Source organism: Ensifer oleiphilus (assembly GCF_013371465.1).
Classification (GTDB): Bacteria; Pseudomonadota; Alphaproteobacteria; order Rhizobiales; family Rhizobiaceae; genus Ensifer; species Ensifer oleiphilus.
Map to the genome: position 1 here is coordinate 220279 of NZ_JABWDU010000002.1, position 20189 is coordinate 240467.

19 protein-coding genes are annotated in these 20189 nt (G+C 62.1%); 12 read left to right on the forward strand and 7 right to left on the reverse strand.

The annotated features are described in order from the left end of the window. Window positions 1-79: 79 nt before the first annotated feature. On the reverse strand, window positions 80-2632 hold the full coding sequence (locus HT585_RS07750) for a methyl-accepting chemotaxis protein (RefSeq protein ID WP_176352375.1): 2553 nt from the start codon (window positions 2630-2632) through the stop codon (window positions 80-82). Between the two features lie 452 nt (window positions 2633-3084). On the opposite strand from HT585_RS07750, the gene HT585_RS07755 reads away from it, so the two are divergent. The 3 genes from HT585_RS07755 to mobB are packed head-to-tail and all read left to right on the forward strand — an operon-like array spanning window position 3085 to window position 5196. Beyond that, the gene (locus tag HT585_RS07755) at window positions 3085-3993 is read left to right on the forward strand and encodes a DMT family transporter (RefSeq protein ID WP_176352376.1); all 909 of its coding nucleotides are present in this window, start codon (window positions 3085-3087) and stop codon (window positions 3991-3993) included. A 16-nt stretch (window positions 3994-4009) separates the two neighbouring features. Then, the gene (mobA, locus tag HT585_RS07760) at window positions 4010-4672 is read left to right on the forward strand and encodes a molybdenum cofactor guanylyltransferase MobA (protein WP_176353229.1); all 663 of its coding nucleotides are present in this window, start codon (window positions 4010-4012) and stop codon (window positions 4670-4672) included. After that, window positions 4669-5196, forward strand: a complete 528-nt coding sequence (gene mobB, locus HT585_RS07765; RefSeq protein WP_176352377.1) for a molybdopterin-guanine dinucleotide biosynthesis protein B — start codon at window positions 4669-4671, stop codon at window positions 5194-5196. The genes mobA and mobB overlap by 4 nt, the downstream gene beginning before the upstream one ends. 49 nt (window positions 5197-5245) lie before the next feature. On the opposite strand, the gene HT585_RS07770 is transcribed toward mobB, so the two are convergent. Beyond that, entirely contained in the window at window positions 5246-5989 is a 744-nt protein-coding gene (locus HT585_RS07770; RefSeq protein WP_176352378.1) for a polysaccharide deacetylase family protein, read from the reverse strand. Window positions 5990-6092: 103 nt separating this feature from the next. Continuing rightward, window positions 6093-8432: an OmpA family protein gene (locus tag HT585_RS07775; protein WP_176352379.1), complete on the reverse strand. Its 2340-nt coding sequence runs from the start codon at window positions 8430-8432 to the stop codon at window positions 6093-6095. Window positions 8433-8846: 414 nt separating this feature from the next. On the opposite strand from HT585_RS07775, the gene HT585_RS07780 reads away from it, so the two are divergent. The 4 genes from HT585_RS07780 (at window position 8847) to HT585_RS07795 (ending at window position 11872) form a co-directional block, all read left to right on the forward strand. Further along, window positions 8847-9629, forward strand: a complete 783-nt coding sequence (locus HT585_RS07780) for an ABC transporter substrate-binding protein (protein WP_176352380.1) — start codon at window positions 8847-8849, stop codon at window positions 9627-9629. 169 nt (window positions 9630-9798) lie between these two features. Continuing rightward, window positions 9799-10602, forward strand: a complete 804-nt coding sequence (locus HT585_RS07785) for an ABC transporter permease (RefSeq protein ID WP_176352381.1) — start codon at window positions 9799-9801, stop codon at window positions 10600-10602. Further along, the gene (locus HT585_RS07790) at window positions 10599-11429 is read left to right on the forward strand and encodes an ABC transporter permease (RefSeq protein ID WP_176352382.1); all 831 of its coding nucleotides are present in this window, start codon (window positions 10599-10601) and stop codon (window positions 11427-11429) included. The genes HT585_RS07785 and HT585_RS07790 overlap by 4 nt, the downstream gene beginning before the upstream one ends. A gap of 176 nt (window positions 11430-11605) precedes the next feature. Then, window positions 11606-11872: an usg protein gene (locus HT585_RS07795; RefSeq protein ID WP_176352383.1), complete on the forward strand. Its 267-nt coding sequence runs from the start codon at window positions 11606-11608 to the stop codon at window positions 11870-11872. A gap of 102 nt (window positions 11873-11974) precedes the next feature. Here HT585_RS07795 and HT585_RS07800 read toward each other — a convergent pair whose 3' ends face one another. Next, window positions 11975-12700: a DUF2270 domain-containing protein gene (locus HT585_RS07800; protein ID WP_176352384.1), complete on the reverse strand. Its 726-nt coding sequence runs from the start codon at window positions 12698-12700 to the stop codon at window positions 11975-11977. Between the two features lie 180 nt (window positions 12701-12880). Between HT585_RS07800 and HT585_RS07805 the strand changes: the two genes are divergently transcribed. From HT585_RS07805 to HT585_RS07820, 4 genes are all read left to right on the forward strand, one after another. Further along, window positions 12881-13708, forward strand: a complete 828-nt coding sequence (locus tag HT585_RS07805) for a class I SAM-dependent methyltransferase (protein WP_176352385.1) — start codon at window positions 12881-12883, stop codon at window positions 13706-13708. A gap of 109 nt (window positions 13709-13817) precedes the next feature. Beyond that, complete coding sequence (locus HT585_RS07810) at window positions 13818-14687, forward strand: NAD(P)-dependent oxidoreductase (protein WP_176352386.1); 870 nt, start codon at window positions 13818-13820, stop codon at window positions 14685-14687. Further along, window positions 14684-15406, forward strand: coding sequence for a DNA alkylation repair protein (locus tag HT585_RS07815; protein ID WP_176352387.1), 723 nt, complete (start codon window positions 14684-14686; stop codon window positions 15404-15406). Before HT585_RS07810 ends, HT585_RS07815 begins: the two co-directional genes overlap by 4 nt. Before the next feature lie 206 nt (window positions 15407-15612). Continuing rightward, window positions 15613-16605: a carbon-nitrogen hydrolase family protein gene (locus HT585_RS07820; RefSeq protein ID WP_176352388.1), complete on the forward strand. Its 993-nt coding sequence runs from the start codon at window positions 15613-15615 to the stop codon at window positions 16603-16605. Between the two features lie 45 nt (window positions 16606-16650). Here the strand turns inward: HT585_RS07820 and HT585_RS07825 are convergent, their stop codons facing one another. The 3 genes from HT585_RS07825 to HT585_RS07835 all read right to left on the reverse strand — a co-directional run bounded on the left by HT585_RS07825 (window position 16651) and on the right by HT585_RS07835 (window position 18426). Continuing rightward, window positions 16651-17139 (reverse strand): Lrp/AsnC family transcriptional regulator, encoded by a 489-nt coding sequence (locus tag HT585_RS07825; protein WP_025427268.1) that lies wholly within the window; start codon window positions 17137-17139, stop codon window positions 16651-16653. Window positions 17140-17204: 65 nt separating this feature from the next. Continuing rightward, window positions 17205-17840: a uracil-DNA glycosylase family protein gene (locus tag HT585_RS07830; RefSeq protein ID WP_176352389.1), complete on the reverse strand. Its 636-nt coding sequence runs from the start codon at window positions 17838-17840 to the stop codon at window positions 17205-17207. Beyond that, window positions 17833-18426, reverse strand: a complete 594-nt coding sequence (locus HT585_RS07835; RefSeq protein WP_246707601.1) for a thermonuclease family protein — start codon at window positions 18424-18426, stop codon at window positions 17833-17835. Before HT585_RS07835 ends, HT585_RS07830 begins: the two co-directional genes overlap by 8 nt. A 224-nt stretch (window positions 18427-18650) precedes the next feature. On the opposite strand from HT585_RS07835, the gene HT585_RS07840 reads away from it, so the two are divergent. Next, complete coding sequence (locus HT585_RS07840) at window positions 18651-20186, forward strand: sensor histidine kinase (RefSeq protein WP_176352391.1); 1536 nt, start codon at window positions 18651-18653, stop codon at window positions 20184-20186. Window positions 20187-20189 lie beyond the last annotated feature (3 nt).

A 20189-nucleotide genomic window follows, 5' to 3' on the forward strand; every position in this document is an offset into this window, starting at 1 on the left:
CGGGGCACGTCCCCTCTCCCCGCCTGCGGGGAGAGGGCTAGGGTGAGGGGCTGCCGACGCGTGATGCGCCGGAGCCACTTCAAGCGGCGTAATGCGCCCCGTAACCACGCCCATAACCATGGCTGCCCACCGTCGAAGTACCCGTCTTAAAGCGCTCGATCTTCTCGTTGAGTGCCTCGACCTGCCGACGCAGACCGTGGATCTCGGCGGTGTTTTCCTCCACCATCGCCGCATTCTGCTGGGTGATCAGTTCCACCTCGTGCACCGCCGAGTTGACCTCGTTGAGGCCGGTATACTGATCGGCAGCCGCAGCCTCGATGTTGCTGACGAGTTGGTGAATGGTGTCGATGTGGTCATTGATGACGGTGAGCGCATTGCCGGTTTCCTGCACCAGCGCCACACCGCTTCTGACCTGTGCCGAGCTTTCGGAGATGAGCCCCTTGATCTCGCGCGCCGCACCCGCGCACCGCTGGGCGAGTTCCCGCACCTCCTGCGCGACGACGGCAAAGCCGCGACCCGCTTCGCCTGCCCGCGCCGCCTCGACGCCAGCATTGAGCGCCAAAAGGTTCGTCTGGAAGGCGATCTCGTCGATGACGCTGATGATCGTGCTGATCTTCTCGGACGAGCGGTTGATCTCCGCCATGGCGTCGATCGCCTTGGCGACCACCTGGCCGGAATGCTTGGCATAGGAGTTGGTCTCGTCGACCGAAACCGTTGTCTTGCGTGCGCTGTCGGCCGTCGAGCGGACGATCTCGGTGAGTTGGCGAAGCGCACGCGAGCTTTCCTCAAGAGCGGCTGCCTGCTGCTCCGTACGCCGAGCCAGATCGTCGGCCGAGGCAGAAAGGTTGCTGGTGCCACCGGTGATCTCGCCGGTGACCATACGCACGTCGCTCAGCGTGGCGCGCAGCGCCTCGACCGCATTGTTGTAGGTGCGCGCCATGATGACGTAGTCGGCCGGCAGGTCCTCCGCCATGCCTTCCTCGAGGTTGCCGGCGGCAAGCTCCGCCAGCACGTCTGAAAGCGCGTTCAGCGCCTGCATCTGCTCGGCTTCGATCCGTGCGCGTTCCTCGGCCCGGCGGGCTTCCTCCTCTGCCGAAAGCGTGCGGGCGGCTTCTGCCTCGCGTCCCAGCCGGACGTTTTCGACCGCATTGTCGCGGAACACCGCCACCGAACGCACCATGTCGCCGATCTCGTCGCCGCGATTGCGGCCTTCGATCGCCACATCGAGATCGCCATTGGCAAGCCGGGTCATCGTCTCGGTGACGCGCTTCAGCGGACCACGCAGGGTTTCGACCAGCATCAGGCCGCCGATGATCGCCAGCAGCGTGCCCGCCACCATCGCCACGATCGACATGTCGGCCGAACGCTGGCTGTCCGCCTTGCCGGCTTCCTGGGCGCTGCTGACGAAGCTTTCGAGTGTCGCGCTCGCGCCAGCCACCAGCGTCGATGCCTCGGCCTTGGCTTCCTGCCATCGCCCGCCGACGTCGATGAGGGCCGCCGTACCCTTGTCGATGTTATCGAGCGAGGGCTTGAGCTTGGCCGGCAGGTCGCGAAGCGCTGCATTCTTGCCGCCGAGTTCGGACAATTTGCCGGCGCTGTCGCGGACGGCATTGATATCGGCCATCACCAGATCGCGGCTTTCCGCGTCGAGCTTCCGGTGCAGTTCGCTGATGTGCAGTCGGGTGCTGTCGAGCCCCTTGAAGGTGTCGCCCATCAGCGCGATCAGCGTCTTCAGCTGTGAGATTTCGCTATCCATGCCGACGAAGCGCTTGGCGGCCGTGTCGGAATTCTTGGCGGCTTCCTTGCCAAAATCGGCTTCGTATTTTGAGAATTTGCTGAGGATCGGCACCAGCGCGTTCTTCTTGGTTTCGCTGTCGTCAGCGCCGGCAAGGATCGCCTGGACCTTGAGCGCCAGTTCCTTCAGCTCGGCGATCGGCTTTTGAACTTTCTCGGAGGCGATCTTTTCCGCTTCTTCGATCTGCTTGATGAGGTGCGGCAAAAGCTTGCCGGCCTGATCGATCTTGGCGTCGGCACTGGCCGCCATCGTTACCGGCAGGCGGAACTTCTTGATCCGCTCGGCAACGCCCTGGTAGGCGGCAGCGTCGAAGAGCAGCGCCTTCGCGAAGGCTTCCTTCTCGCCCGATTCCTTGCGGATGATATCGATCTGCTTGTAGGCGCTGTTGCCCTGCGCCGTCATTTCGGTGAGCGCCGCCTCGAGCGAAGCCGTCACCTGATCCTGTTCGACCTTGATCGACCACAGTTTGTCGGTCTGGGCGCGCATCGCATCACCGAGCGACAGCACCGAGACGATTTCTGTTTTGTCTGCCTCACGCGTCAGCAGCCCGTCAAGCGCACGAACCCCGCTCTCCTGCTCGTCGACCTGGGCACTGAGGGTCCCTCTCGTCTCCTCGCTCGGCGCATCGGCAAAGCCCTGGAGCGCGCTGCGCAGAGCCTGGAAATCCGAGAGATTGTTGATGGTTTCGCGCGTCACGGTCATATGACCGTTGAGCGTTCGCGCAGTGAAGAAGCCGACGAGACCGATACCGGCAATCAGCGCCACCAGCGGAACCACGAAGAGCAGAACCTTGGTGACGATGCGCAGGCGCTGTAGCAGACGATCGATGAAAGACATTGCGGACCCCAGATTATTCTTATGAGAGACATGTCCGCGCGGTGGCTTCTTCTTGCTGGAAGCATGGTGAAATATCGGCAGAAGCACCTCCCAGGCCTCGACCGACACCTCTGGAATGGCGCACCACCAAGGTTTTGGCGCACGCCATCTACCGATCGCATCATGCGATTGGAAGCGGAATCATCGGGACGATAGGCAGCGAAACTTAAGATTCAGCGAATAGAAGCGGCGCCTAATAGCCCCGCTTTCGAGGCCGCCATAGTCTTCGATCGGTTGATCTGACCGGCAAGACACTGTTTTACTTGCGATGGAAGAAAAATCGCCTCTCGGCGGGTTGGTGTTTGCACAAAATGACAGCCGATGCTTAAACGGTATGCGACATCCGGCAACGGATTCGCCTTCCCCATCCGCCGTCAGGTTCCCGCCCGATCCGGCGCCGCAGGACAGCCAGCATGCAATCCTCCAGCAATTTCCGCGGCATCGTCTTCATGTGCTTGGCGATGGTCGCCTTTTCCTGCAACGACGCCCTTGTGAAATCGGTGACCGGGGCGATGAATGTCGGCCAGATCATGTTCGTGCGCGGGCTGTTGACCACCTTGATGGTGATCGTCATCGCCAGGCACTTCCGCGCATTTCGTCCACTTCGCACCATCATGAAGCCGGTCATCATCCTGCGCATCGTCATGGAGGCGCTGGCGTCCATCACCTATATCTCCGCACTTGGCCAGATCCCGCTCGCCAATGCCTCGGCGATCATGCAGGCGCTTCCGCTTGCGGTCACGCTCGGCGCCGCCGTGTTTCTCGGCGAACCCGTCGGCTGGCGACGCTGGACCGCCATCTTCGCCGGCTTCATCGGCGTGCTGATCGTGCTTCGTCCCGGACCGGAAGGCTTCACGCCGGCCGCACTCACGGTGGTCGCCTGCGTCTTCTGCACCGCGACGCGCGATCTCTGCACCCGCCGCATCGACTATGACATTCCCTCCCTCTACATCACCGTGACCACGGCATTGGTGACGACCCTGGTCGGCGCGGCATTGATCGTGCCGCTCGGCGGCTGGCAGCCGATGTCCTCGACCACAATCATCCACGTTGCCGCCGCCAGCCTGCTTCTGATGGTCGGGTACCAGACGATCGTGCTCGCCATGCGTGGCGGTGACATCTCCGTCATCGCGCCTTTCCGCTACACCAGCCTGCTCTTTGCGATCGCAATCGGAATTTTCTTCTTCTCGGAAAAGCCGGATGCATGGATGCTGGTCGGTGTCGCCGTCATCGTCGGCTCGGGCCTCTACACGTTCTACCGCGAGAGCCGGCGAGGAAAGACGCCCGTCGCCCGAAGCGCGGTGACGGGGCCGCTCGAATAGGAGTGATCGCACCGTGATGCCACAAGCAGAGACGGAAGAGCATACACACCCGGCATGGCCGGCCGTTATCCTTGCCGGCGGACTATCCCGTCGCATGGGTCGGCCGAAACCCGCGCTGCACCTTGGCGGACAAACGATGCTTGCGCGGATCATCGGGAGGCTTGAGCCCCAGGCCGGTCATATCGCAGTCAATCTCAACGGCGCAGGCCAGGCAACGATCGACGGCAATCCGGTGATCGGCGATACCGTCCCCGGCTTTCTCGGGCCGCTTGCCGGCGTCCTGGCGGCCATGCGTCACGTTGCGGCAACGACGCCCGCGGCAACCCATGTTCTCGTGGTGCCAACGGATACACCGTTCTTTCCGCAAGACCTCAGCCAGCGATTGACCGAGGCGATGACGACGCGCGATCAGATTGCCGTGGCGTCATCCGGTGGCGCCCTGCATCCGCTCTTTGCGCTCTGGCCCGTCTCGCTCGCCGACGATCTCGAACAATGGGTCACGACGGATCCGAAACGCCGCGTGCGTGCCTTCATCGAGCGCCATCCATCTGTCACGGTCGATTTCCCGATGGCAGACACAGCCGGTGGATCGTTCGACCCATTCTTCAACATCAACACACCGGATGACCTGCTGCAGGCGGAAGAATGGCTGCGTGTCCTTGGGGAGAATGGCGGATGACTGCGACGAGATTATTTGGCATCGCTGGCTGGAAGAATTCCGGCAAGACCGGCCTGATGGTGCGCCTCGTCACCGAACTGACGCAACGGGGCTTCGTCGTCTCGACCGTCAAGCACGCCCACCATGACTTCGATATCGACAAGGTCGGCGCCGACAGTTTCCGTCATCGGGAAGCAGGCGCCCACGAGGTCACCATCGTTTCCGGCACCCGTTTTGCGATCATGCATGAGCTGCGTGGCGCCCCCGAGCCGAGCTTCGAGGACATCATCGCCCGGCTCGCACCTTGCGATCTGGTTCTGGTCGAGGGCTACAAGCGCGAGCCGATCCCGAAGATCGAGGCGCGCCGCCTGGAATCGGCAAACCGTGAGCCGCTGGCTCCGAGCGATCCGCACATCTGTGCCATCGCTACCGATCATCCGGTCACGGACAGTATCCTGCCGGTCTTCGGCCTCGACGATACCAATTCGATTGCCGATTTTGTCGAGCGCGTGACCGGCTTGCAGCGCAACGGGAGTGGCAACTGAGAGCGGCGCGCGCCTCCAACCGTAGCGGTGGAGGTCGTATTGGTCGGCGTCAGTTGGTGGCGCCGACCGTCATCTCATCGGGAATGTCGTTGAGGCGGACGAAGCTGTAGCCCTTGGCCTTGAGGTCGAGAATGCCGCGCGCGACGCCGGCGCCGGCGGCGTGCGTCGGCTGGTTGATGTGGGCGATGATCACGTCGCCATCCCGGGCGTTGCGGATACGCTTCTCGGCCATGGCCGCGCCCAGCAGCGAGCCGCCGTCACCGTTTACGGAATAGCCGGCGATGCGGTAGCCCATCTCGCGGATCTGGCTCATCGAGGTATGGGTGTATTTCGCCGTCGCGCCACGGAACCAGCGCGGTGCCGCAAGACCATGCGCCTTGATCGCCGCCGCCCCGCCCTCGACTTCAGCTGCAACGGCAGCACTCGAGCCGGCAGCCGCCAGCCCATAGACGGAAACCTTGATGTCGATCGGCGGCACGTGCATCGCGCCGTGATCCTCGATCTCGAAGAGATCCGGATGCGCCTTCATCACCTCGACCACCAGCCCGTTGCGTTTCAACCAGCGCGCGGTCACGAAGATCGTCGCCGGGATGCGGTTTTCGATCAGCGTTCCGAGGATGCGCATGTCGGTGGCACCGCTGCAGGCATCGAGCGTCAACGCCACGCGCGGCGGCTGGTCCTTGCCGGCGGGGTTGCTCGGAAGCCGTAGGTCCGGCTCCACGAGCGCCGGCGCCGCATGGGCAGTCGGGGCAAGCAGGACAAGCGAGGCGAACAGAATCGAGACGGTTTTCATGGCAATCCGGTAAAGAAGTCTAAGGATGAAACGGCAGAAACCCGCCCTTTGAAAGGCGGGTTTCGTGCATTTTACGCAGGCGCTCGAGCCTGGCTCGAACCTGTTAGCGCTGGGCGACCGGACGAACCAGCGGCGTAACGCGGCGGATGGTCACGCGGCGGTTCTGCTGCTCGGCGACATCGGTGCGCACCTTGAGGAAGCGCTCGCCATAGCCCTGGGTCACCAGGTTTTCGGCAGGAATGCCGTAGACCTCGGTGAGCAAAGAGGCAACCGATTCGGCGCGCTGGTCTGAAAGCACCAGGTTCGACCGGTCGGAGCCGACGGCATCCGTATGACCTTCGATGAAGAAGGTTTCGCCCGGATCCTTGGCCAGCACCTTTTCCATGGCAGCAGCAACGCCGCGCATGGTCTTGGCTTGGGACATCGACACTTCGGCGCTGCCCGTCGGGAAGGTGATGGTGTCGAGGTCGATGCGACGGACCTTGTCACGCAGACGCGCGGAGTGACGGACCTCGTCGATCGAATAGACACGCTCGACGCGCTCCACCGGCGGCTCGGCCAGGAAATCGTAATAGTCGCGGCCCGGGTCGTCGGAGACATCGGCGATGTATTCGCGAACCGGGATGCGCAGGCGCATCGGCGGCAATTCGTAACCGACGTCGATGATCGCCGGACGCGGACCTTCGTCACGCTCGGGCGCGTAGATCATCAGGTATTCGTTGCCGTCACGATCGACGCGCGAACGCTGCAGGATGTCGCCATAGCGGTTATAGATCGTCACGATCCGGTAGCCGCCCGGGCGCACGATGGTTTCGCGGGTCCGGCCGCGCGGCAGCTGGTCGTAGAAGGTCTCTTCCGCGTCACGACGAAGGCGCGGACGGTCGTCGCCTCGAACGAAGATCTGGTCGCCGACACCGAGGATGATCCGGTTGTCGATCTCCTCCACCACTTTCACATTGGTGACATTGTTCGTGACGTTGTTGACCGTCGTATTGTTGTTGATCACCGTGTTGTTGATGATGGTGTTGTTGACGATGTTGGTCGTCTCGGGAACGGCGAACACCGGCACTTCCTCGACGCGTGTGCCCTTCTCGGCCAGGTTCGCCTCGATCTTCTGCGGCAGGTCTGCCTGGATTGCGGCCGGCATCTGCGCCTGGGAAGAGGCGTCGTCGGTCGGCGCCGGCACGGCTTCCTCCTGCGCGCGCAGTTCTTCGCGCTGCTTCTGGCGGTCTTCGCGCGACTTGTTGCCGCCGGCATTGTCGGCGTCCTTGTCGCTGTCGAGAACGGCGGCGCCGTTTTCAACCGGAAGGACCACGGTCTCGTCGCTCGCGGCCGGATCGTCGGCGATCTTCTGCTTTTCTTCCTCGGTCCGGGTCTCGACAATTTCCGGGACAGGCTGGACCGCAGGCTGCTGTTCAGCCGTCGCCGGCTGCTCGGCACCCGGAACCGGCTGACCCTCGCCCGTCTGCGGTTCGACAGCGGGTGCCACGGCTTCGCCGGCATTCTGGCCGTCGGTTGCCGGCGGCTGTTCGCCTGCCTTCTGTTCCTCGGTCACAGCAGGCTGTTCGCCGGCATTCTGACCTTCGGTTGCTGGCTGCTGGCCGGTCGTTGCTTCGCCACCAGCCGGCGGGCAAGCGGTCGTCGGGTCCTGGCCTTCCGGCACGACGCATTCGCCAGCCTGAGCCTTCTTGGCTTCCTCCGCCAGGCGTGCAGCTTCTGCTTCGGCAGCCTTCTGCTGTTCGGCAGCCTGGCGGGCGGCTTCGTCTTCAGCGGCCTTCTGCTCGTCGGCGGCCTTCTGCTGGGCTTCGCCCTCGGCTGCCTTCTGAGCTTCTGCAGCCTTTTCCTGTTCGGCGGCCTGTCGTGCGGCCTCGTCTTCAGCGGCCTTCTGCTGCTCGGCAGCCTGCCGGGCGGCTTCCTGTTCCGCAGCCTTCTGGGCTTCAGCAGCCTTTTCCTGTTCAGCGGCCTGGCGGGCAGCCTCTTCTTCGGCCGCCTTCTGCTGCTCTGCCGCTTGCTGTTCCTGCTGTTTCCGTGCGGCTTCCTCTTCTGCAGCCCGCTGCGCTTCGGCAGCTTTCTCCTGTTCGGCGGCCTGGCGTGCGGCCTCTTCCTCGGCAGCACGCTGCTGCTCGGCCGCCTGGCGGGCAGCCTCTTCTTCGGCGGCACGCTGTTGTTCGGCAGCCTGCTGCTCTTGCTGCTGGCGCTGCGCTTCGGCTTCTGCCGCGCGCTGCTGCTCCTCTGCGGCCCGCTGTTGTTCTTCGGCTGCGCGCTGCTGCTCTTCGGCCTGGCGCTGCTGCAGAAGCAGCTCTTCCTCGGACGGCTGGCCACTCCCTTCCTGCGCCACCTCGAACGGCTTCATCAGGCTGTCGGCAAGGGCTGGTTGCACCGCAAGCGACACCGAGAGCACCGGCAGCGCCACGGTCGCGAATAGTCTGGATCGAATCGACATTATCTTCCTTCCTCGTCCTGGGAGGTCCCTTACCCGCCACTGTTACCCACCGGACAGCCGGTTCGGCAACAGAGACAGGCGTGAATTCTCAAGGGCTTTGTTCCAAGGTTCCGGCTTTTTTGTGTTGCCCGCTTCAAGAGCCGCCAACGCAACGCCCGAACCTCTGATCGGTTCCCGCAATAGGCCTAGCCAAAGCAAGATTAACCGCCGCTGAACGTGCCGTTCATGTTCGTCGCGAGCATGACCGCTGCAATCTCCGGTCGAAATCCTTTTCCCGGTGGGCACCGTCGCTTTCCAGTTGATTTTTGCGGGAAAACAGTACGAATATCGCCCCAACCGGAGGCAAGCGCCCCGGTCAAGATAGGCATCCGTGAAGAACAAGAAACCGGATGTCGGCCAACAGAGAGGACTATCATGCGTATTTCCAGACGGCTGGCAGCCGCCGCATCGGCTGCCGTTTTCGTGCTCATGGCTGGATCTGCCATGGCAGATGGCGAAAAGGTCGTTATCGGCACGGAAGGTGCCTATCCGCCCTTCAACAACCTTGCAGCTGACGGTACGCTGACCGGCTTCGACGTCGACATTGCCAAGGCACTTTGCGTCGAGATGAAGGTCGAATGCACGTTCGTGACGCAGGACTGGGACGGCATCATTCCGGCACTGATCGCCAAGAAGTTCGACGCCATCATCGCGTCCATGTCGATCACCGCCGAGCGCAAGGAAAAGGTCGACTTCACCAACAAGTACTACAACACGCCGCCGGCGATCGTGGTCCCGAAGGATTCGCCGATCACCGAAGCAACCGAGGCGGCTCTTGCCGGCAAAACACTCGGCGCACAGGGCTCGACCACCCATTCCAACTATGCCGAAGCGCATATGAAGGAAGCGGAAGTCAAGCTTTATCCGACGGCTGAAGAATACAAGCTCGACATCGTCAACGGTCGCGTCGATGCCGTAATCGACGACGTCGTTGTGCTTTCGGAGTGGCTGAAGTCGGAAGACGGCGCGTGCTGCAAGCTGCTCGGCACGCTGCCGGTAGACCCGGTCATCAACGGCGAAGGCGCCGGCATCGCCGTGCGCAAGGGCGACGACGCGCTGCGCGAAAAGTTCAACAAGGCGATCGAAGCCATCCGCGCCAACGGCAAGTACAAGGAAATCAACGAAAAGTACTTCCCGTTCGACGTTTATGGCAGCTGATCGACGGCTTCCGGCCTGTTTTCCTAGTGAATCATGCCGGAAAAACGTTGGTTGATGAAAAAAATGCAACGGCGGACGGCTTGCCCTTCCGCCGTTTTTGTTTGACAAGAACCTAAAACATAAGCGCGATCCATTTTCATAAGAACAGCGCAAAGGGGAATTCTCTGACATGAGCGGGTTATTTGCCGGCTTCTATTCGATCCTAGCCTGGATCGGCTCCATCGTAGATCCATTTTGCGGCCCGGTCGGCGTTTTTCGCTGGTTGGCATCCGGTACGCTTCTCGCTTGCGGCGACGCAGGCTGGGGCGACGAGATCGCCTATGGCTTCGTCGTCACAGCAAGCCTTGCCATAGCGACCTTGCCCGTCGGGCTTTTGATCGGCTTCTTCGTCGCGCTCGGCAAGCAGTCGGAAGAGCGGACCGTTCGTCTCGCATCGAACATCTACACCACCATATTCCGTGGTCTGCCGGAACTGCTGACGCTGTTCATCGTCTATTACGGCCTGCAGATCCTGGTGCAGCAACTGCTGGCATCGTTCGGTTACGATGGCCCCGTCGAGATCAACGCCTTTTTTGCCGGCATGATCGCACTGGGCGTAGTCTTCTCCGCCTATTGCTCCGAGGTTCTGCTGTCGGCTTTCAAGGCGATCCCACATGGCCAGTACGAAGCCGGTGCTGCACTCGGCCTCCATCGCGGCCGCACCATGCGGCTGATTATCGTGCCTCAGCTCGTACGCATCGCCCTGCCGGGCCTTGGCAATCTCTGGATGGCGCTGCTGAAAGACACGGCGCTCGTCTCGGTCGTCGGTCTTCCCGATATTCTGCGCCAGACCGGTATCGCCGCCCGCGTCACCAAGCAGGCTTTCGAGTTCTTCGGCATGGCCTGCATCCTCTTCCTGGTCCTGGCCATGGTCTCGTCAATCATATTCTCGAACCTTGAACGCTGGACCAAGCGTGCGGAGATGGGCCGATGAGCTTCGTCGAGACGATGATCCCTCCGCAGGCACCGCCTCCGGCGCCGCCAAAAGCCTACACGCTTGCGCGCTTTGTCGGCAGCGTGACGCTCGGCATCTGGCTGGCGCTCGGCGTTGGCATATTCCTGACCGTCGTCAACGGCTGGGACCCAGCAAAGTTCGCCAAATACGGTCCGAGCTTCCTGTCGGGCCTCGGCGTCACCCTGATGCTGGTCGCCTGCTCGGTCGTGCTCGGCGCCATCCTTTCGCTGCCGATCGCGCTCGGCCGCATGTCGAAGAACAAGATCTGGTCCTGGCTTGCCTACGCCTATGTCTACTTCTTCCGCGGTACACCGCTGATCGCCCAGTTGTTCCTGATCTATTACGGCCTCGGGAGCTTCCGCCCGCAACTCGAATCGGTCGGCCTCTGGTGGTTCTTCCGTGAAGCATGGAACTGCGCGCTCTTCACCTTCACGCTGAACACCGCTGCCTACCAGGCGGAAATCCTGCGCGGCTCGATCGAGAGTGTGCCGCGCGGTCAGCGCGAAGGTGCAGCCGCCCTCGGCCTGCCGGAGCGTGTCGCCTTCTACAAGATCATCCTGCCGCAGGCCATGATCGTGGCGCTACGGCCTTACGGCAACGAAATCATCCTGATGATCAAGGGCTCGGCCATCGTTGCCATCGTCACCGTGTTCGACCTGATGGGCGAAACGCGCCGCGCCTTCTCGCGCACCTTCGACTACCAGATGTACGTCTGGGCGGCGATCCTCTATCTGCTGATGGTGGAATTGCTACGCAATATCTGGGCCTGGTTGGAAAACCGCCTGACGCGCCATCTGAAGCGCTGAGCCCGAAGCTCCCAAGACCACCAGCAGACCAAAACGGCTTGGCAGCACTCTTCATCGAGTGCTGCCAAGCCGTTGTTTTTACGCCTAAAGTTTCAAGATGAAGCAAATATTAGAACTTGATTAATAAATCAAGCGTTTCATCATAAAGACCAACCTTTGCGAGAAGTGGGGTTCATATGACGAACGAAATGGAACTGCAGTTGAAGGGCTACGGCATGACCACGGCCCAGATCCTCTACCGCATGCCGGATCATCCGACGTTTCTGCAGACCTTTATCTGGCAGCACTACGACATCGCTCCGGATTTCCCGGAGATGCGCGGCTTCCTGAAATTCTGGCAGGAAAAGCTGGACGGCCCGCTGCATTCGGTCCGCTATGTGCATCGCAAGCTGATATCGGCCACAGAATGGCGGGCGCTCAAGGGCGAGTTCATTTTACACTGAGCCCGCCCACGGCGCGTCATGGCGCACCGTGTCGTAGAGAACGACGCCCTCAGGCCGAACGGATAATGCCGCCCTCGATGCGGATGTGACAGATGCGCCGCATCAGACGTGAACCTCACCATGGGCGAGTTCGCCCTCGCCCGGTTCCTTGTGCAGCGAACCGTAGAGCACGACGGCATAGAACAGCACCACAACCAAAATTACCGGCCAGCCCGGCAACGGGCCGAGCGCGGCATTCTGGGTCACATCAGTCCAGGAGCGTACATGCCCGAACGGCTCACCATTGGCAGACAGTTTCGGCGATGAGATCTTGAGCGCCCAGGCGAGCAGCAGGATCAGATACATCCAGCAATAATTGCGCTGCAGCCGTCGGCACACTGCCTCTCGGTAGCTCATGAGGAACGCCGGCTTGCGCAGGCTCTTGGCGATCGCTGCCGCCCAGTTGAGGTTCGGCGCGCCATCCGGCGCCAGGATCTGCGCGAAGTAGCCACGCTCCAGCTGGCGCACCCGTGCGCGGTAGACATCGAAGAAGCGATAACGGCGCGCCTCGATCAGCAGAAGCAGCGTGATCAGCAGAATGGCAAACAGAAGCACGCCGTGATGCGAGGATGGCGTCGACAGTGAGACGGACAGGAGAGCGGCGACCACGGTGATCGCCCAGTTGGACGTGCGGTCGATGCGATCCCGCCAGCCGGCCATCCGCCCCATTTCGCCGCGATAATAATGCACGACGGCATTGATCTGCTCCTGCGACGTCTGGGGCAGCGGCGGACCTTTCGGCTCCTTGACCTCCGTGCCCACGAGCAGCGGACTGAGTTCGGCAACCATCGGCATTTCCTCCGTCTTTTCTTGTTGTTGCGATCATGAACTCTTTCCGGGTCCGGATAAATCCCACGCTCGCCGCTTGGCCCCGTTTTTCGGTCTTCATCACTCTGGCGGCGCCTTGATCTCGCCTGGCCGCAGCTGCGGCGCATTGCCAAAGATCGCCTTCGGACGTAAGAAGCGCCCATGACCCAGAACACCACGAAAATCGACGAGGAAGCGTTGGCGGAAGCCTACAACCGCGCCCTCTCCCTGGAAAAATCCGGTAACTTCGACGCGGCAGCCGATGCCTATGCGGAAGTGTTGGCACTAGACCCCGAGGATCACGGCGGCGCTTCCGTGCGTCTTGCCTCGATGGGACGTGGAGAGACGCCTGTGAAGGCGCCGGACGCTTATGTCGCCACCCTTTTCGACCAGCATGCCGACGTCTTCGACAACGTGCTCGTCGAGCAGCTTGGCTACTGCGTGCCGCTCCTTGTGCGCCAGCGCCTGCAGGCACTCGAACTCGGCCCCTTCAACCGCGTGCTCGACCTTGGTTGCGGCACGGGCCTGACCGGCGGCGCGCTGCGCGACATGGCCGAAGACATCACCGGCATTGACCTCTCGGAAAACATGGTCGAGATCGCCCACGAGAAGGATCTCTACGAGACCCTCTATGTCGCCGAAGCGGTGGACTTTCTCGACGACAACGACGACGAGCCCTTCGACCTGATCGTCGCAACCGACGTGCTGCCCTATATGGGCGCGCTCGAGGCGCTGTTCTTCGGCGCCGTGGACAATCTCGTGCCCGGTGGCCTGTTCATCTTTTCGAGCGAAACGCTGCCTGCCGAGACCTTTGCCGGCCGGCCTTTCATGGTCGGCCCGCACCAGCGTTTCGCCCATGCGGAGACCTATCTGCGCGAACGCCTGACCGCGACCGGTTTCGAAGTGATCGAAGTCGGCGACATCACCGTTCGGATGGAAGAAGGCGAGCCGATCGCCGGCCACCTGGTGATCGCCCGCTTCAAGCCATAAGCAACACGAGAAGTCCGCGACGGAACGGAAGCGACCCGCTCCGTCGCCCCTTTCGCGCGCCGGCGCCATCGGCTACACCTCACCCAAAGCAATTGGGAGTGTTCAGGAAATGGCAAAGGTTGCATTCATCGGTCTCGGTGTCATGGGTTATCCCATGGCCGGCCACCTCAAGGTTCGTGGCGGACACGAGCTGAAGGTCTATAACCGCACCTTCGCCAAGGCCGAAAAATGGGCTGCCGAGTTCGGCGGCCGTGCCGTCAGGACGCCGGCGGAAGCCGCCGATGGCGCCGATTTCGTCTTCGCCTGCGTCGGCAATGACGACGACCTGCGCTCGGTCACCACTGGCAAGGACGGCGCCTTCGAAACTCTGAAGGCTGACGCCATTTTCATCGACAACACCACCGCCTCGGCCGAAGTCGCCCGCGAACTTTACGAGGCGGCCAAGGCTCGCGGCGCCCATTTTGTCGACGCCCCCGTATCGGGTGGCCAGGCCGGCGCCGAAAACGGTGTCTTGACAGTCATGTGCGGTGGCGACGAAGCCGCCTTCGAGCGGGCCAGGCCGGTGATCGATGCCTTTGCCCGCATGGTCGGCCTGATGGGTCCAGCCGGCTCCGGCCAGATCACCAAGATGATCAACCAGATCTGCATTGCCGGCCTCGTCCAGGGCCTTGCCGAAGGCATTCACTTCGGCAAGAAGGCCGGTCTCGACATCGAGAAGGTCGTCGATGTCATCTCCAAGGGCGCTGCGGGGTCCTGGCAGATGGAAAACCGGCACAAGACGATGAATGCCGGCAAATATGATTTCGGTTTTGCTGTCGACTGGATGCGCAAGGATCTAGACATCGTCTTGACGGAAGCCCGTCGCAACGGCGCCAAGCTGCCGGTGACGGCCCTCGTCGACCAGTTTTATGGCGACGTCCAGGAAATGGGCGGAAACCGCTGGGATACATCCTCCCTGCTCGCCCGGCTGGAGAAATGACGCTCTCGCCGACCTCGAGTGCCGATGACATCATCGCGCACCTGCGGGCGCAACGCTCGCAGGAGAACCTCGACGGAATGGCGCGCTTCGGCATCGTCACCGAGACCGCCCTTGGGCTTTCGAATGTCGAACTTCACCGGATCGCGCGACTGGTCAAGATCGACCATGCCCGCGCGCTCGAACTCTGGCAGTCCGGCATCCGCGAGGCCCGCATCCTGGCCGCCTTCACCGCCGGCCCGAAAACGCTGACGCTCGACGAGGCCAGACGCTGGGCTGAGGATTGCAATTCCTGGGAGGTCGTCGACACCGTCGCCGACCTCTTCGTCACCGCCCGCTTCGAACAGGTACTGATCCCGGAATTCGCGGCCGACGGCCGAGAATTCGTTCGTCGCATCGCCTTTGCGATGATCGCGTCTGCAGCCGTGCATCTGAAGAAGGAGCCGGACGCAAGCCTGCTGGCCTGGCTGCCGCTGATCGAGCGTCACGCCGAGGACGAACGCAACTTCGTCAAGAAGGCGGTGAATTGGGCGCTGCGCCAGATCGGCAAGCGCAACGCCGCCTGTCATGGCCCGGCGCTGGCACTGGCCGAGAAGCTTGCCGTGAGTTCCAATCGCGCGGCGCGGTGGATCGGCAAGGACGCTCAGCGAGAACTGGGTGGAGACAAGGTCTTGGCGAGACTCGGCCTCGCCGACACGGGCGCCGGTCTCACGCAAACCTGAGCCGGATCGGCGTCACGGCACATTGACGAATCGCACCGGCAACGCGATGTTTTGCTTGGCGCCGCCTGCGCCCAACCTCCAACGACCGTCCCCAGCATGGTCTCGAACGGAGGCAAAGGGACTTCCGTCTCGGGCAATCGTATTGGTCCGACCGTCTCGGGCGTGGTTGCTGGGGAGCTGATGCCTGCGACGCGAGAGGCCCGACGATGACCAGAAATGCAAATCTCAAGCGCCGTGTGCGCGCCCGTGCAGCCAAAACCGGCGAATCCTACACATCGGCTCTGAGGCAGATCCGCCAGACAATCCCTGACGACCCGGCGGCCAGATCCATACGGTTGGCCGTCGCCCAGACGTCGCTTTTCAACGACCCGCGCGATATTTCCGGGCTTCGGGCCAGCGGCACGGAATTACGCCGCCTGATGCGCGAGGCACACGGCGCCGGCGCCCGGCTTATCCATTTCCCGGAGGGAGCAACATGCGCACCGAACAAGCGCATCATGTCTGTAACCGGCCCTCGGGACATCGGGCTTTCCGATTGGGCCCGTTTCGAATGGACGGTTTTACGCGAAGAACTGGACGCGACCAGCCGGCTCGCACGCGAACTTAGGCTGTGGACGGTGTTCGGCTCGGTCCATCAATTGAGCGCGCCGCACCGCCCGCACAATTGCCTTTATGTCGTCTCCGATCGCGGAGAGCTGGTGACGCGCTACGACGAGCGCATGCTGTCGAACACGAAAATCTCTTTCATGTATGCGCCGGGCAAGACCCCGGTGACATTTGAGGTTGGCGGCATCCGCTTCGGCTGCGCGCTCGGGATGGAAACGCACTATCCGGAAATATTCACCGAGTACGAAGCCCTCGATGTCGATTGCGTTCTTTTCTCCACATCAGGCGAGACCCCTTCTGCCGCGCCGGCGTTCGCGGTGGAGGCCCTGGGCCATGCCGCAAGCAACAGATATTGGGTCAGTTATTCTTCCCACGCGGCGCAAAGCATCGTCATTCCCTCGGGCATAGCTGCACCCGACGGTCACTGGGTGGCGCAATGCCGGTCTGACGGCACTCCCGCTATCGCCGTCGCCGACATCGAGATCAATCCTGAGCCCACGGCGCGCCTGTGGAGGCGAACGGCGCGCGCCAATCTTTACGCACCGCACCAGGTGCGAAACGACCCGAGAAGCGATGATCGCAACACGTTCTGAGAAAATCGTGCGCGGGCGGCGTTCTCCGCCGCCCGGATCACAAACTCAATCCTCGCTGGATTTCGCCTGGTCGATCATCATGTAGTCGAGCGGGAGCTCGGTCGTGTACTTGATCTGCTCCATCGCGAAGGCAGACGAGACGTCGCGGATTTCGATCTTGGCGATCAAACGCTTGTAGAAGGCGTCATAGGCGGCGATATCGGGGACGACGACCCGCAGAAGGTAATCGACATCACCGCTCATGCGATAGAACTCGACGACTTCGGGGAATTCACCGACCACTTCCGAGAAGCGGCGGAGCCATTCGATCGAGTGCGTATTGGTGCGGATGGAGACGAACACCGTCACCTTGGTGTTGATCTTGACCGGGTCGAGCAGCGCCACGCGGCGGCGGATGACGCCGTCCTCTTCCATCTTCTGGATGCGCCGCCAGCAAGGCGTGGTCGAAAGCCCAACCTTCTTGGCAAGGTCGGCAACAGCCAGGGTGGAATCCTCCTGCAGCAGGCGCAGGATTTTGCGGTCTAGGCGATCCATGAGTGTCCCTCTCGAATTATTTTTCTTTCTATAGCGCGAAATCGGCAAAGATAAAGAATATTTTTTCAGGAGATCAACAGACTGATCCGCTCGCGCAGAAACGGCAGGACATCCGCCTCGAACCACGGATTGCGCTTCAGCCAGCCGGTATTGCGCCAGCTGGGATGCGGCAGCGGCAGGATCGCCGGCACGGCGTTGCGCATCGCGTAACGGCGCCAGCCGACAACGGTCTCGGTCATCGATTTCGGACAGTCCGGTCCGATATGCCAGCGCTGCGCATAATGGCCGATCGCCAATACCAGCTCCACCTGAGGCATCGTCTCCATCACGGTCGTGCGCCAGAAGAGTGCGCATTCACGGCGCGGCGGCAGGTCGCTGCCATGGACGTCGTAACCGGGAAAACAGAAGCCCATGGGCGCGATTGCCAGCTTGTCTCTGTTGTAAAATGTCTCACGGTCGATGCAGAGCCATTGGCGCAGCCGGTCACCGGAGGCGTCGTTGAAGGGCAATCCGCTTTCATGCACCCGCAGGCCCGGCGCCTGTCCGGCCAGCAGCACCCGCGCAGATCTTGAGATGACGGCCACCGGTCTCGGTTCGTGCGGCAGGCGGTCTTCCGGTCCGCGCGCCGGCTCGTCGCGACAAATGCGACAGGCGGCAATCGCCGCGCGAAGCGGTGCCAGATCATCCTGCTTCTCATGCATCGCCGATCCTCGCAAACAGCGCGGTGAGCTGCTCGAACAACCAAAGCCGGATCGCGTCCAGCCAGCCATCCACCACATGCGGCGTCTCGTCCGCATGGCCGTTGGCCCGGCGCCAGGCTTGCGGTCGGGTGAAATCGCCGGCCCAAAGCCCGACATTCTGCTTTTCCGCCGAAGCTTCCTCTTTCTGATAGCGGCCGTAGCTGACGGCATAGCCGGTTGCCACCATCTGCCGCCCAACGTCTCTTCCATGTGTTTCGCACGTACCGAGATCGCGGCCATATTTGTCGCGCCCGTGGAGGCGACAAACCGTCGTGCCGCCCGACACCATCGCACGCAAACGCTGGCGTGCGTCTGCTCCGCAATCCCACTCCGTGCGGTCGCGATTGCAGGTCTGACCGATCTCGGGAGCATCGATGCCTTCGAGCCGTATCCGCCGACCGTCGAGACGCAGGCTGTCCCCATCGCTTGCGGTTGCCATTCCGGAAAGCTCGCCTGTCACGGTGCGCTCCGGCGGTGGCAGCTGCGAAGCGAAATAGGCGCCGACACACAGCAGCAGAAAGAAGATCCAGCCGCCAATGGTTCCCATGCGGCCGGCAGGAGTGCCGCCCTCAGCGCCCCTTCTGCCTCCCGCGAACCGATATCTGGATCTGCCCGATTTCAATTTGCTGCGCTCCATTGTTCTTGCAACGCCCCATTGATCCGGCAAATCACGATCGCGCCACAATGGTTGTCGAATCCTTCATGCCAGCAGCAACTTCTTAAGGATTGCTCACTAGACTGCAACCAGCTGTAACCTTTGCATATATGAGCATGAGTATCGCCGTCAGCACATCGACAGATAAGATTATTGTCGACAAGTCGCGAAGCCATCGAAACAAGCCTGTTTCGAAGACGGTACGCGCGACGCGCGAACGGCTGCAAACCGGTTCGTCGGCGCCTTCCGGCTTCGAACGCGAGATGCTCAATCTCTATATCGGTTCCGCGTTGCATGGCGCCATTGCCATGCCGCTGCTGGTGGCGCTCATTACCGCCGTCGGCATCTATCTCTCCGGCAATCTGAGCATCGTCGTCTGGGCAGTGATGACCCTCTCGGCCCACGCCATCACCGTCTTTCTGGCGCGAAAGGCGCGCAAGGAGGACATCGCCGCCGACAAGGTGCCAGTGTGGCGTCGCCGCTTCCTGATCGGCCAGCTGCTGATGGGGCTGTGCTGGGCAACGTTCGTGACGCAGGACTGCGCGGCCTGCGGCGACATTCGCTACGGCTTTTTCGAAGGAACGGGATTGCTGATCGCGCTCGCCGCCACCGCCATGGGCACCTTCCTGCTGCGCAACGCCCTGCTCTACACCTTCCTGCCTGTCGTGGCCGCCCTCGCCTTTTCGTCGTTGACCACCGGCGACCCGGCGCATGTCGGCCTGACCGGCGTGATTTCGCTTTCTCTGCTCTTCCTCGTGTTCATGACCGACCGCATGAATCGCGCCAATGTGCATATTCTTTCGATGCAACCGGAGAAGGACGATCTGATCGCCGAGTTGGAAGTGGCGAAATCCATGTCGGATGAAGCCCGCCGGCGCGCCGAGGAAGCCAACCTTGCCAAGTCTCGGTTCCTGGCCTCGATGTCGCACGAGCTGCGCACGCCGCTCAACGCCATTCTCGGCTTCTCCGAAGTCATGTCGACCGAGGTTCTCGGGCCGCTCAACAACCCGACCTACAAGGAATACACCAGCGACATCCATCGCTCGGGCGAACACCTATTGAACCTGATCAACGAGATCCTAGACCTCTCGCGCATCGAGGCCGGCCGCTACGACCTCAACGAAGAGGCCGTCAGCCTTGTCGATATCGCCGACGATTGCATCGGCATGGTTCAGCTTCGCGCCCGCGCCAAGACGATCGGCATTCATGCCCAGTTCGAGCAGGGCATGCCCGCCGTCTGGGTCGACGAAAAGGCAATGCGCCAGGTCATCCTGAACCTCTTGTCGAATGCGGTGAAGTTTACGAGTTCCGGTGGCGAGATCACGGTCAAGGTCGGCTGGACGGCCGGCGGCGGTCAATATCTGTCGATCAAGGACAATGGTCCGGGCATTCCCGAGGAGGAGATCCCGATCGTGCTTTCCGCCTTCGGCCAGGGCTCCATTGCCATCAAGAGCGCCGAACAGGGCACCGGCCTCGGCCTGCCGATCGTCCAGGCGATCCTCGCCAAGCACAATGGCGAGTTCATCCTGCGCTCCAAGCTACGCGAAGGCACGGAAGCCATCGCTATCCTGCCGGCCCGCCGTGTGCTGGAAAGCCTGCCGGCCGTCGAGGACGTGCCCGCCCCTGCCCGCCGCCGCAAGAGCTTTGCCTGATCC

Bases quoted from the DNA above. Each gene is read 5' to 3' on its own strand.
- mobA (WP_176353229.1), top strand. From the start codon at position 4,010: ATGCCACAAGCAGAGACGGAAGAGCATACACACCCGGCATGGCCGGCC.
- HT585_RS07805 (WP_176352385.1), top strand. From the start codon at position 12,881: ATGACCCAGAACACCACGAAAATCGACGAGGAAGCGTTGGCGGAAGCC.
- HT585_RS07815 (WP_176352387.1), top strand. From the start codon at position 14,684: ATGACGCTCTCGCCGACCTCGAGTGCCGATGACATCATCGCGCACCTG.
- HT585_RS07810 (WP_176352386.1), top strand. From the start codon at position 13,818: ATGGCAAAGGTTGCATTCATCGGTCTCGGTGTCATGGGTTATCCCATG.
- HT585_RS07830 (WP_176352389.1), bottom strand. From the start codon at position 17,840: ATGCATGAGAAGCAGGATGATCTGGCACCGCTTCGCGCGGCGATTGCC.
- HT585_RS07750 (WP_176352375.1), bottom strand. From the start codon at position 2,632: ATGTCTTTCATCGATCGTCTGCTACAGCGCCTGCGCATCGTCACCAAG.
- mobB (WP_176352377.1), top strand. From the start codon at position 4,669: ATGACTGCGACGAGATTATTTGGCATCGCTGGCTGGAAGAATTCCGGC.
- HT585_RS07755 (WP_176352376.1), top strand. From the start codon at position 3,085: ATGCAATCCTCCAGCAATTTCCGCGGCATCGTCTTCATGTGCTTGGCG.
- HT585_RS07800 (WP_176352384.1), bottom strand. From the start codon at position 12,700: ATGGTTGCCGAACTCAGTCCGCTGCTCGTGGGCACGGAGGTCAAGGAG.
- HT585_RS07795 (WP_176352383.1), top strand. From the start codon at position 11,606: ATGACGAACGAAATGGAACTGCAGTTGAAGGGCTACGGCATGACCACG.
- HT585_RS07820 (WP_176352388.1), top strand. From the start codon at position 15,613: ATGACCAGAAATGCAAATCTCAAGCGCCGTGTGCGCGCCCGTGCAGCC.
- HT585_RS07835 (WP_246707601.1), bottom strand. From the start codon at position 18,426: ATGGGAACCATTGGCGGCTGGATCTTCTTTCTGCTGCTGTGTGTCGGC.
- HT585_RS07840 (WP_176352391.1), top strand. From the start codon at position 18,651: ATGAGTATCGCCGTCAGCACATCGACAGATAAGATTATTGTCGACAAG.
- HT585_RS07790 (WP_176352382.1), top strand. From the start codon at position 10,599: ATGAGCTTCGTCGAGACGATGATCCCTCCGCAGGCACCGCCTCCGGCG.
- HT585_RS07825 (WP_025427268.1), bottom strand. From the start codon at position 17,139: ATGGATCGCCTAGACCGCAAAATCCTGCGCCTGCTGCAGGAGGATTCC.
- HT585_RS07780 (WP_176352380.1), top strand. From the start codon at position 8,847: ATGCGTATTTCCAGACGGCTGGCAGCCGCCGCATCGGCTGCCGTTTTC.
- HT585_RS07775 (WP_176352379.1), bottom strand. From the start codon at position 8,432: ATGTCGATTCGATCCAGACTATTCGCGACCGTGGCGCTGCCGGTGCTC.
- HT585_RS07770 (WP_176352378.1), bottom strand. From the start codon at position 5,989: ATGAAAACCGTCTCGATTCTGTTCGCCTCGCTTGTCCTGCTTGCCCCG.
- HT585_RS07785 (WP_176352381.1), top strand. From the start codon at position 9,799: ATGAGCGGGTTATTTGCCGGCTTCTATTCGATCCTAGCCTGGATCGGC.